The organism is Sphingopyxis sp. 550A (genome assembly GCF_053569535.1).
The window spans coordinates 498,403-508,413 of sequence record NZ_CM131615.1 but is presented as its reverse complement, the minus strand read 5'-3'; the positions used below and the strand labels follow the sequence as shown (position 1 = coordinate 508,413).

Annotated in this window: 16 protein-coding genes; all 16 read left to right on the top strand. The window is 62.4% G+C overall.

Features of this window, described 5'->3' with window-relative positions; genetic code table 11:
* Positions 1 to 38 precede the first annotated feature (38 nt).
* The 16 genes from ACVENA_RS02495 to ACVENA_RS02420 all read left to right on the top strand — a co-directional run bounded on the left by ACVENA_RS02495 (position 39) and on the right by ACVENA_RS02420 (position 9,910).
* Entirely contained in the window at positions 39 to 245 is a 207-nt protein-coding gene (locus ACVENA_RS02495; RefSeq protein ID WP_449327501.1) for a hypothetical protein, read from the top strand.
* The gene (locus ACVENA_RS02490) at positions 242 to 601 is read left to right on the top strand and encodes a hypothetical protein (protein ID WP_449327500.1); all 360 of its coding nucleotides are present in this window, start codon (positions 242 to 244) and stop codon (positions 599 to 601) included. The genes ACVENA_RS02495 and ACVENA_RS02490 overlap by 4 nt, the downstream gene beginning before the upstream one ends.
* A gap of 53 nt (positions 602 to 654) precedes the next feature.
* The gene (locus tag ACVENA_RS02485; protein ID WP_449327499.1) at positions 655 to 1,119 is read left to right on the top strand and encodes a hypothetical protein; all 465 of its coding nucleotides are present in this window, start codon (positions 655 to 657) and stop codon (positions 1,117 to 1,119) included.
* On the top strand, positions 1,116 to 1,265 hold the full coding sequence (locus ACVENA_RS02480) for a hypothetical protein (RefSeq protein ID WP_449327498.1): 150 nt from the start codon (positions 1,116 to 1,118) through the stop codon (positions 1,263 to 1,265). Before ACVENA_RS02485 ends, ACVENA_RS02480 begins: the two co-directional genes overlap by 4 nt.
* Positions 1,266 to 1,366: 101 nt before the next feature.
* Complete coding sequence (locus tag ACVENA_RS02475) at positions 1,367 to 2,026, top strand: DNA methyltransferase (protein WP_449327497.1); 660 nt, start codon at positions 1,367 to 1,369, stop codon at positions 2,024 to 2,026.
* Positions 2,023 to 2,610, top strand: coding sequence for a hypothetical protein (locus ACVENA_RS02470; RefSeq protein ID WP_449327496.1), 588 nt, complete (start codon positions 2,023 to 2,025; stop codon positions 2,608 to 2,610). Before ACVENA_RS02475 ends, ACVENA_RS02470 begins: the two co-directional genes overlap by 4 nt.
* On the top strand, positions 2,610 to 2,984 hold the full coding sequence (locus ACVENA_RS02465; RefSeq protein WP_449327495.1) for a hypothetical protein: 375 nt from the start codon (positions 2,610 to 2,612) through the stop codon (positions 2,982 to 2,984). Before ACVENA_RS02470 ends, ACVENA_RS02465 begins: the two co-directional genes overlap by 1 nt.
* 8 nt (positions 2,985 to 2,992) lie before the next feature.
* Entirely contained in the window at positions 2,993 to 3,535 is a 543-nt protein-coding gene (locus ACVENA_RS02460) for a hypothetical protein (RefSeq protein ID WP_449327494.1), read from the top strand.
* Positions 3,532 to 6,087, top strand: a complete 2,556-nt coding sequence (locus ACVENA_RS02455; protein WP_449327493.1) for a DNA cytosine methyltransferase — start codon at positions 3,532 to 3,534, stop codon at positions 6,085 to 6,087. Before ACVENA_RS02460 ends, ACVENA_RS02455 begins: the two co-directional genes overlap by 4 nt.
* A complete protein-coding gene (locus tag ACVENA_RS02450) occupies positions 6,084 to 6,260 on the top strand; it encodes a hypothetical protein (RefSeq protein WP_449327492.1) in 177 nt (58 codons plus the stop codon). Before ACVENA_RS02455 ends, ACVENA_RS02450 begins: the two co-directional genes overlap by 4 nt.
* Positions 6,261 to 6,325: 65 nt before the next feature.
* Positions 6,326 to 6,772, top strand: coding sequence for a hypothetical protein (locus ACVENA_RS02445; RefSeq protein ID WP_449327491.1), 447 nt, complete (start codon positions 6,326 to 6,328; stop codon positions 6,770 to 6,772).
* Complete coding sequence (locus ACVENA_RS02440) at positions 6,772 to 6,972, top strand: hypothetical protein (protein WP_449327490.1); 201 nt, start codon at positions 6,772 to 6,774, stop codon at positions 6,970 to 6,972. Before ACVENA_RS02445 ends, ACVENA_RS02440 begins: the two co-directional genes overlap by 1 nt.
* Complete coding sequence (locus ACVENA_RS02435; protein ID WP_449327489.1) at positions 6,965 to 7,837, top strand: DUF1376 domain-containing protein; 873 nt, start codon at positions 6,965 to 6,967, stop codon at positions 7,835 to 7,837. Before ACVENA_RS02440 ends, ACVENA_RS02435 begins: the two co-directional genes overlap by 8 nt.
* Positions 7,838 to 7,986: 149 nt before the next feature.
* The gene (locus tag ACVENA_RS02430; protein WP_449327488.1) at positions 7,987 to 9,408 is read left to right on the top strand and encodes an AAA family ATPase; all 1,422 of its coding nucleotides are present in this window, start codon (positions 7,987 to 7,989) and stop codon (positions 9,406 to 9,408) included.
* Positions 9,405 to 9,620 carry a hypothetical protein gene (locus ACVENA_RS02425; RefSeq protein WP_449327487.1) on the top strand — a complete coding sequence of 72 codons (216 nt, stop codon included), beginning with the start codon at positions 9,405 to 9,407 and terminating at the stop codon, positions 9,618 to 9,620. The genes ACVENA_RS02430 and ACVENA_RS02425 overlap by 4 nt, the downstream gene beginning before the upstream one ends.
* On the top strand, positions 9,617 to 9,910 hold the full coding sequence (locus tag ACVENA_RS02420) for a hypothetical protein (protein ID WP_449327486.1): 294 nt from the start codon (positions 9,617 to 9,619) through the stop codon (positions 9,908 to 9,910). Before ACVENA_RS02425 ends, ACVENA_RS02420 begins: the two co-directional genes overlap by 4 nt.
* Positions 9,911 to 10,011: the final 101 nt, after the last annotated feature.

Sequence of the window (10,011 nt, the reverse complement as noted above, 5' to 3'; positions counted from 1 at the left end):
CTTGACGGTGTGTAATGTCACACCTATTAATCGCCAACATGGCAAGCATCCTCGATGACGTCGAAGCCTTCCTGAAGGCAAACGACATTTCGCCCACGGCCTTCGGCGACATGGCCATGAAGGACCGTCATCTCGTTCGCCAACTGCGCGAGGGCCGGTATCTGTTCCCAAAAACAGAAGCCAAGGTCCGCAGGTTTATGGCGGAATACGCCCCCACCAAAGCCGACGCTTCGGAGGCGGCATGAACGCGGTCGCTCCGATTGCCAACGTCGGGCACGGCGGCAACCGAAAGCCGGATCAAGAGGCAAATTTGCCCCTTGAACCTGTCGATGCGCCGGTCAGCAGCCCCCTTCCCCCACTCGTCGCCCCGGAAACGGCGAGCGTCCCGGCTGACCTTTCCCCCTCTTCGGTCAGCCGGGGCATTGATCGTCGCGCCTCGCAAGAACCGCCTTTTCCTGTCGTTCGCGGCAAGCAATCCAGTCCCGGCAATGGCACGCGCCTGCTGCTGAGCCAGCCCTTCATCGTCGAGGACATCAGCGATGACGAAGGCCCGCTCTTGGTCGTCAGCCCCCCTGAAATTCCTGCGCTTCGACCGGGATAGCGGACGCTGTGTGGATCACCCTGTTCATTCGAAACCCGTTCATGGAGGCTCTAATGGCTGAACTGTTCCAGTCTGTCGTTCCAAAACCCACCGCGTTAACCGAAGCCGAGTTCCATAGCGCTTTGTGCGCCGGACTGGCCCGCGTCGCATCGAATATCGGGCGCGGGAACCTCGCCGACAAGTCGGGCCGCACCACGCGGGCGCTTGATAAGGTATTCGCCGGAAGCATCCCGAACGGCAAAGGCTTGCTCGATTTCCTGCTCGCCGACCCTTCGACGCTGGACGAATTGCTCGCCCGCTACGGCTACCAACTCGCCCCGCTCGGACGGGAAGCCGTGCTGGACTTCGAGATCATCGCCGACGCTGCGGCGCTCACCGCCGAGCACACGCAAGCCATGCGCGATGGACGCCGCGATCACCGCGAGACGATCCGCATCGCCGACAAGGCCCGCCCTGTCGTGGCTCGATATCAGGGCATCATCGCCGAGGCCGACCAGATCAAGGGGGTTGGCCAGTGACCGCCCTCCTCTACCTCGTCATCTTCGCCGCCGGTGGCTTCATCGGCCTGATCACTGGCGCTGTCATCGGTGCAAATGCTCGTGACGACCTTCTGGACGAACTGGAAGCGGCGGAAGCTGAGATTGATCGGCTGCGGGGCGCCTGATGCTGGCCTCTCCCGCCTCACCCGTCATCATCGGAAACGCGACCCTGTATCTGGGGGACTGCAGGGAAATCATACCCGCGCTGCCACCTGTCGATGTCATTATGGCCGATCCTCCCTATGGGCAGGCCTATAAGGTCAACACCTTCCACAAGGGCGGAACGCGAGACAATGCCGTGGTCCAACGCAACGGCGGGACGCTTCTCGTTCGTCCGAACGTCCATGCCGAAATTGACGGCGATGATGAGCCGTTCGACCCGTCGCACCTCATCGACCTCGCCCCGAAGGTCTGCATCTGGGGATCACACAAGTTCGGCCATCTGCTCCCGCAAGGGCGCACGCTCGTATGGGACAAGGTGCAGACCGGGAAGATTCGCAGCCAAGGCGACGGCGAAACAGCTTGGACCAATGTCAACCCTGACGGCCCGCTTCGCATCTTCCGCCTTCTCTGGGACGGCCTTTGCGTCGGCAAGGGCGCTCGCCACGAAGTGACTGCAGGCCAAAAGCGGCTGCACCCGATGCAGAAGCCCGAAGCGCTGATGCGTTGGTGCCTCGAGCAAGTCGCTGCGACCGGCACTGTTCTTGATCCCTACATGGGCAGCGGATCGACTGGCGTTGCGGCTCTCAAGATGGGGCTCGGCTTCATCGGTATCGAATCGGTGCCCGCCTATTTCGAGATTGCCTGCGAACGGCTCCGCGACGTGCAGGCACAGATCGAAGAGGACGCCAAGCAAGGCCAGCTATTCGCCGGAGAGGCCGCATGACGTGGACCTCAACCCTCGCGCTGTGCGCCGCATCATCCGCCACTGCCGCCGGACTGACAGCCCTCTATTTCCGGTCCCGCCTGAGCGAGGCGAGAGCATCGGCCAACCTGTTCCGCATGTGGTGGGAACGGGACAGTGGCGAGATGATCATCGCCAAGGCGGAACTGGACCTGATCCGGCAGCAGCGGATCGATGCGGGCCGCCAATCCCACAAGGCCGAGAAAGCCAAATGCGCTGAAACCACCCGCGCGCTGGCGCTGAGCATCGGACGGCCTGATTTGGCCGAACGCATCAACGATCCACTGGACGATACGGGCCGGGGAGTAGCGCCCGTGTCGACCTCTGCGCGGGCGGGCTTCGGTTCGTCCGCGCCTTTGTCTCTTGATCCTGCGGCGGCTCAGCGGGCGCCGATAGAGGGCGGAACGGGCGGGACACTCAGCCCGGAGCGCCGGACAGGACATGGGCGTGGCCCTCTCCACGCGACGCGGCGGGCAAGTGACCGGAATGCGCCGGTCGATCCCTGCCGCCGAAACCATGCCGGTTATTCCGCCCCCGCTGATTTCACGATGAAAGGAGCCAACTGATGGCGAAGAAAGAACAAGGCGATAACGGCGGCGCGTTGCCCACCCCCGATTTCGAGCGCGCGATCAAGGTCATCACGAACGACCTCAATCCGCTGCTCGAAAAATCGGCCAAGGTTCGCGGCGATCAGGCTGCGGGCTGGAAGGTCATCGAAGACGACTGCCACTGCAACAAGAAGGCGGCGAAGGACTTCCACAAACTGCTCCGCATGGACCCGGAACTGCGGGACGATTATTTCCGCACCCTTCGCGGTCTGCTCGACGTGTCCGGTCTCGGCATAAGCCGCGATCTCGTTGACGAAGCCGAGGGCAAGGATGCATCGCCGGTTATTCCGACTGTCGACCGGACCCGCCCCGAACTCGCGACCGTCCAATAATGCGGTTGATGAGCCTCGACCTGTCGAAGCGATCGGCTGGGCTGACCGGCTGGGATGGCAAGTCCGCCCAGCCGGTCGTCCTGTCCAAGTCGCTCGGCTCCACAATGACCAATCACGGCATGGTGTTCGCCCGCCTGCATGGCGTGATGAACGACCTCAATATGGTCATCGGCGGGGTCGACGCGATCTATTGCGAGGAGCCGTTGCAGCCTCAGGCGATCCAAGGCCACACGACCTTTGACACGATCCTGCTGGCCTATGGTCTTTACGCCCATGCCGCCTCCTACGCGGAAGCGAAGGGCATCCGGTTCCACAGCGTCAACCAGACCGTCTGGCGGCGCTATTTCCTTGGGCCGATGAAGCGCGGAACCAAGCGCCAGACCTTGAAACAACTGGCGATCGAGCGCGCCCGCCAACTCGGGATCAGCCCGGCCAATGACGACGAGGCCGATGCGTTCGGCATCCTCGACTACGCCTGCGAGCGCGAAGGCTTGGTGCCCAACTGGCGCGCCAACGAAGTCCTGCGGCCCCCCCTCGGAGTATCAGCATGAAGCTCAAACCTGCCACCGAAGAGCAGACGATTACGCACGCCCATTTGTTCTGCGGCATTGGTGTCGGGGCTCGCGGGTTCAATCTCGCCAGCCCGCGCGTCGCGAATATCCGGGGCCGCTTCAAGTGCCTTGGCGGCATCGATGTCGACGCCGGGGCCATTCGCAATTTCAAACAAATGACCGGCGTTCCCGGGACCGTCATGGACCTGTTCGACCTAGAACAATATCGGTCCTTTCACGGCAAAGACCCATCCCCCGGTTGGCGCGAGGCAACCCCGCTCGATATCTGGATGGCCTTCGGGTCCGAGACGCCCGACGTCATGTTCCTGTCGGCGCCGTGCAAGGGCTTTTCCGGCCTTCTGGCATCCGCGCAGTCGAAGACCGACAAATACCAGGCGCTCAACGCCCTGACCCTTCGCGGCATCTGGCTCACGCTCGAAGCCTATAAGGATGACCCGATCCCGATCATCCTGTTCGAGAATGTCCCACGCATCCAAACGCGCGGGCGGTGGCTTCTCGACCAGATCATCGCCCTGCTTCGCAGCTACGGCTACAGCGTCAACGAGGATACGCATGATTGCGGCGTCATCGGTGGACTGGCCCAAAGCCGTAAGCGGTTCCTGCTTATCGCGCGCCATTCGAGCAAGATTCCGCCGTTCGTCTATCAGCCGACGCATCATCGCCTGCGCGGTGTCGGCGAGGTCATCGGCAAACTGCCGCTCCCGGGCGACCCGATCGCTGGCCCGATGCACCGCGTCCCTGCCCTGCAATGGAAGACATGGGTCCGCCTAGCCTTCGTGCCGGCAGGCAAGGACTGGCGCTCGCTGAATGACCTTGCCGTCGTTGACGGCCAGCTTCGCGACTTCGGCATAGTCCCGGAAGTCCCGTTGCGCGACAACGCGCTCGGAGTGAACCACTGGAACGATAGCGCGCCCGTCATCACAACGCACCGCGCGCCCGGGCAAGGCCGCTTCTCTGTCGCCGACCCGCGCGTTGACGCAGATTGGAATAGCGATGTTCTAGGCGTGCGCGATTGGGAGAAATCCACCGGGACTGTCGCCGGGCGCAATTCGCCAACGAACGGCGCATTCAGCGTGGCAGACCCCCGTCCCGGGTATGGGCCGAACACCCATCAGAATATCCTTGCTGTTGCCGGATACGATGAAGCCGCAAAGACCATCGGCAGCGCCGCCCATGTCGCTGGCGGGGCGCTAAGCGTAGCTGACCCCAGACCGGAAGGCCCCGACCGCGCTTCGACCTATGGCGTTCGCGAGTGGCTGGAATCGTCGGGCACCATTCAAGGTGAAAGCTTCCCGACCAATGGCGCATTCTCCGTTGCCGATCCTCGACCGGGCTATGGCCCAGCAACGCATCGCCACGTGCTCGGCGTCAATGATTGGGACGGCGCCCCGACTGGAACGATCAACGGCGACCCCAAGCCTTCCACCGGGGCGTTTTCGGTCGCGGACCCGAGGCCTAGCCAAGGCAATCAGACCTATCAGCAGTATGGCGTAAAGGAGTGGGAAGACACGAGCGTTGCGGTTAGCGGGCAATCGTCCCCGGGCGGCGGTCCCTACAGTGTCGCCGACCCGAGATTGAAAGGCAAGCCGCGCTTCAACAACACGTTCCGCATCGTGGGCTACAACCAGACATCGGTAGCGGTCGCTGGCCCGGGCGGCCCCGCTGGGGGTGCTGCGGTCGCTGATCCTCGCCCCGATGTCTACGCCTCGACCAAATACAAGGTCACGCGCATGGACGAAGCTGCGCGGACCGTCATCGGCGCATCGACGACAGGAGATGGCGCTTTCGCCGTTGCCGACCCGCGTCCCGACTGGAATAGCGATCGCCACGCCAATATTCTGCGCGTCACGCCGGATGATGAACCTGCGGGCACGATCACCGGCAACGCACATAGTGTCACCGGCGGCCAAGCCTGTGTAGCAGACCGCCGCGCCGCCGCCTTCCCGGTTCAAGACCCGCGTGCCTTCGGCGGCACGGCAGAACGCGGCCACTATCAGACCGGCGGTCATTATGGCGTCGTGGCTTGGCAACAGACCGGATACGCTGTCTCGGGCTCCGCCGGGCACGACAACGGCTTCAACTCGGTGGCCGATCCCCGGGAAGCGGCGCTCGACGCTGACCCCATTACCCTACCTCAACCGGAAGACCGTCTCGTCTGCCGGATCATCTCGACCGACAACACATGGCATAGGCCCTTCACGACGCTCGATTTGGCAGCGCTGCAATCGCTGTTCGATCCGGAAGAGGTCTTCGAGATCGACCCGAAGATCGGCGCCTACGTCCGCCGCTGGGAAGAGGCTTTCGACCTTAACGCGACGTCGGACGTCACCAAGCGCGAATGGATCGGCAACGCCGTGCCTGGCGCTGCCGCGACCGGCATGGCCGAAACGATCGGGGAGACGATCATCCTCGCCCGCATCGGTGAGACATTCCAGCTTTCCACTCGCGAAATCTGGGTAAAGCCCGGCGCCCTCGCCCTCGCGGTCGATAACGATCAACTCGCCTTCCGCATGGACGGAGGGCTCGCATGAAACCCGCCGCCCTCAAACTACAGCGCACGATCGCGCTCAAAGAGGTGGCCCGGCAACGGGACCAGCACGAAGGCCATCCGGTATCGGATCGCTTTCTGGCGGGCAAAGCGTCGGACCTGTCCGGGGCGACGGTCGAACAATGTCTGAAATGGATGAGGGAGGGCCGCGCATAATGCCTCCCGCTGGTTTCGATCCCGCTGTTCCGCTCAAGCAAACGGCTGCCCGCTTTGGCGTCTCGGTGGCCACCGCGCATAAGTGGCGCAAGAAGGCTGGATACCGCACGCCGCTGCCCGAAGGTCACTGGACCGACGCCGATATCCACCGGCTGCGGACCATGTATTCAGGGAGCAGCCTGAACGACATTGCTGCCGTGCTGGGGCGGTCGGTATCGTCGGTCAAATCGAAGGCCGTCTCGCTTGGCCTGCGCCGGTCGACGGGGCAATTCGCACCGGACAGGGCGCCCCAGATACGCGGGCGGGTTCAGGGTCAGGCCGACATGGCCGCCGACTACATCCGCTCGCACGATCGGACGCCGGTTTATCGCTGCGACCGGGAGGGCAATCCGAACCCCAAGGCGAAGTTCTGGAAATACGGATACGGCTCGCTCGTCCTGACCGAGGATGCGCTGATCGCGAAGGCTGAGCGCAAGGGGTGGAAGTCCGATGCTTGGCAGGAGATCGCGTGATGACGACGCACCGCCTTGGCGACCTCCTACCGGCCATCATCTCCCGCGCTGGGAAGATGAAGGCGTTTCAGGACATGCTCAACGAAATGCCCACCGGCACCGACCGGAAGGTTGCGATCCTCGATGCGCGGCAAGCCCACTTCATTTCCGACGAGGACTGCTCGCTTCTCATTCAAGCTTATGGGGTAGAAAATGACTGAGCAGGGCCAGATGCCCGACCCTCTGACGCCGCCCGACTGCGATCTTCGCGGGATGCCGTTCATGCCTGTGGACGTTATCCGCCTGCTCGACAGCGACCTATTCGCGCTCGCCACCGGCGATGAATTTCGTGCTGCCTTCACCCTCTGGTGCAAGTCCTGGCATCAGGTTCCGGCAGGCAGTTTGCCGGACGATGATCGCATTCTGGCGCACCTTTCAGGCGAGCGTGACAAGTGGCGTGACATGCGTGACATGTCACTAAAGGGGTGGATCAAGTGCTCCGATGGAAGGCTCTATCACCCCGTAGTTTGCGAGAAAGCGATGGAGGCTTTGCCCCGTCGAAGCGAACTCAAACAGCGAAAATCGGCAGAGGCGTCACGCAAGGAGCGTGAACGCAAGGATCGTTCCGACCTGTTTGCCGCCCTCAAAGCTATTGGAATTACACCGGAATTTAACATCAAGACTAAGGAGCTTCGCGAACTTGCGTCACAGCACAATGTCACAAATAGTCACGTGACAGGTGAGCGTGACATGTCACACCCTGTCACGGCTATAGACAGGGAGAGGGAGAGGGACTCTATTCCTTTTCCTAACGGAAAAGGCGCGGCCGAAGAAAAATCGGATGAATTGCCCTTGCCGTCCCCCGATCCCGACAAAGCATTCTGGGACGGCGCAAAGACCTATCTCGGCAAGTCCTCTGGGGGACTGATCGGCAAATGGTGCCGAGACTACGGGCAGGAAGAAACCGCGAAGGCGATCACCGCAGCCCAGATAGCTCGGGCGGTCGATCCGAAAAGCTACATCGAAAAGACACTGAGGCAGTCACGCTCAAACGGCGGAGAGGGCGGGTTTAATGGCCTGTGCTGACTGGAAGCCCGACAAGCCGGGCAAGCAAACCTGCCCGGAATGTAGCCACAAGCGGAAGAATAAGCGGGACCGATGTCTGAGCGTCACGAGGGACGGCGATGGTTGGAAATGGTTCTGTCACAACTGCGGATTCAAAGGGATTATCGGAAATGACACTTCATCAGCGGCACGTGGACTGGCTTACGGCTCGCGCGCTAGATCCGACGCTTGCCGAGCAGTTTGGGCTGGAAACGGTCAGCGACAACGGGGCAAACTGGCTGGTAGTGCCGTATCGCGAAGGCGAAGAAACGATCAACCGCAAGTGGCGGCTGACCAGCGAGAAGCGTCACAAGATGGACCCCGGCGCGCCGCTAGCGCTGTGGAACGCCGACTGCCTGAAGGACCCGAGACTGACGGGCGGACAGGCCCCGTTGGTGATTACCGAAGGGGAATGGGACGCGCTGGCGGCGATCCAGTCGGGGATACCCTTCGCCGTGTCGGTTCCGAACGGCGCGCCCGGCACCCCGACGCAGGACGTGGAGACGGCGAAACGATATGAATGGGTCGATCGTCACGCTCAGGCGTTGGCTGGCGTCAAAGAGTTCGTCATCGCGACGGACGCTGACACTGCCGGCCACAACCTCGCCGCCGATCTGGTCGCGCTGCTTGGCGTCGATCGGTGCCGTTTCATTGAATATCCCTTCCCCTGCAAGGATCTGAACGAGGTTCTGGTCGAGTATGGTCAAGAGCGGGTCGTCGAGATCATCACGACTTCGAAGCCCTACCCCGTCAAAGGCCTCTACACGCTCGACGACTTTCCCGAACGTGGCGAGGTCCGATCGTTCACGGTTGGGGTGGCACCGATTGCCGAACTTATTCGCATCGTGCCTGGCACGCTCACGGTCGTCACCGGCTATGCGAACATGGGCAAGTCGAGCCTGCTCAACAATGTCATTGCCCACGCGCTGAGCGAGCATTTCCCGGTTTGCGTCGCGAGCTTCGAAACCGACGTGAAGCCGATCCTCCGCGACGGCCTGCGTCAGGCGCTTATGCGGTGCGGCAAGCATGAGATTTCCAGCCGCGACACGTCTGCGGCTGATGCCCTCCTGCGCGACCGGCTCACCGTCATTTCACAGACGGTCGACGAGGACATGGAAATGGACCTCGACGAGTTCCTGCGCCTCGCCTCGATAGCAGTCCGCCGCCACGGTGCGAAGATGGTCGTGCTCGATCCATGGAACGAGCTGGAACACAAGAAACGGCACCACGAAAGCGAGACGGAATACATTGGTCGCGCCATCCGCTCGATCAAGCACTTCATCCGCACGCATGACGTGGCGTTCTGGATCGTCGCCCACCCTGCAAAGCCAATGCCCGGCGTTAAGTCGATCCCCGGCCTCTACGAGATCAGCGGATCGGCGCATTGGGCGAACAAGGCCGATTACGGCGTCACCTATCACCGCAAGAGTTTCGATCAGAACGAGGCCGAGATCGTCGTGACGAAGGTCAGGATGGGCCTGCCGGGTCGCCGCGGTAGCGCGAAGGTCACCTACGATTTTCGGACAAGCGAGTTCGTGGAAATCGTCGCATGACCCGCCCCACCGGCTACCGCTCCCCTCTCGCCCCTTATGCGGCGAACTTCAGGGAGGCCGACCCCGCAAACGGTCGATCAGCCGGGGCGAAGGCTTGGCATGAACTCGGCCTGCTGGTCGCCAATCCCGATCATTTCAGTTGGTCCGGGGCGACGCAGATCAAACAGCTTGCGGAAGAACTCTACGGAAAGCGGAAGGAGCGGAGCGAATGACCGACCCCATAGAAATCATGGCCCGCGCCCACTGGATCGCGAACAGCCGCCCGTCATCGCGCTCGTGGGACGAACTGAAGCCCAACGAGCGCACCCAGAAGCGAAACGCGATACGGACAAGCCTTCATGCGCTACGAGCGTCGGGCTTCGATGTATTCCCGCTTGAACCGACCGAAGCGATGTTGGCCGCTGGCGCCAACGAGACGCCAGACGAAGGTTCGGGATCGTTGGCTGCCTACGCCGATGCGGTCTGGGCTGCCATGACTGGCGTCGGGAGGGTGCAGGCGTGACGGCTCGCCCCCGAAAGCGCTGGATCATCACCCGCTGGGCATTCTTCCGCGACCTTCAATGGATCGTCGGCAAAGGCTGGACCGCTCGCTATCAGATTGAG

Excerpts from the sequence above, each read along its gene's own strand:
- ACVENA_RS02455 (WP_449327493.1), top strand. The coding sequence starts at position 3,532 with ATGAAGCTCAAACCTGCCACCGAAGAGCAGACGATTACGCACGCCCAT.
- ACVENA_RS02450 (WP_449327492.1), top strand. The coding sequence starts at position 6,084 with ATGAAACCCGCCGCCCTCAAACTACAGCGCACGATCGCGCTCAAAGAG.
- ACVENA_RS02430 (WP_449327488.1), top strand. The coding sequence starts at position 7,987 with ATGACACTTCATCAGCGGCACGTGGACTGGCTTACGGCTCGCGCGCTA.
- ACVENA_RS02425 (WP_449327487.1), top strand. The coding sequence starts at position 9,405 with ATGACCCGCCCCACCGGCTACCGCTCCCCTCTCGCCCCTTATGCGGCG.
- ACVENA_RS02420 (WP_449327486.1), top strand. The coding sequence starts at position 9,617 with ATGACCGACCCCATAGAAATCATGGCCCGCGCCCACTGGATCGCGAAC.
- ACVENA_RS02475 (WP_449327497.1), top strand. The coding sequence starts at position 1,367 with ATGGCCGATCCTCCCTATGGGCAGGCCTATAAGGTCAACACCTTCCAC.
- ACVENA_RS02485 (WP_449327499.1), top strand. The coding sequence starts at position 655 with ATGGCTGAACTGTTCCAGTCTGTCGTTCCAAAACCCACCGCGTTAACC.
- ACVENA_RS02490 (WP_449327500.1), top strand. The coding sequence starts at position 242 with ATGAACGCGGTCGCTCCGATTGCCAACGTCGGGCACGGCGGCAACCGA.
- ACVENA_RS02495 (WP_449327501.1), top strand. The coding sequence starts at position 39 with ATGGCAAGCATCCTCGATGACGTCGAAGCCTTCCTGAAGGCAAACGAC.
- ACVENA_RS02460 (WP_449327494.1), top strand. The coding sequence starts at position 2,993 with ATGAGCCTCGACCTGTCGAAGCGATCGGCTGGGCTGACCGGCTGGGAT.
- ACVENA_RS02435 (WP_449327489.1), top strand. The coding sequence starts at position 6,965 with ATGACTGAGCAGGGCCAGATGCCCGACCCTCTGACGCCGCCCGACTGC.
- ACVENA_RS02440 (WP_449327490.1), top strand. The coding sequence starts at position 6,772 with ATGACGACGCACCGCCTTGGCGACCTCCTACCGGCCATCATCTCCCGC.
- ACVENA_RS02465 (WP_449327495.1), top strand. The coding sequence starts at position 2,610 with ATGGCGAAGAAAGAACAAGGCGATAACGGCGGCGCGTTGCCCACCCCC.
- ACVENA_RS02470 (WP_449327496.1), top strand. The coding sequence starts at position 2,023 with ATGACGTGGACCTCAACCCTCGCGCTGTGCGCCGCATCATCCGCCACT.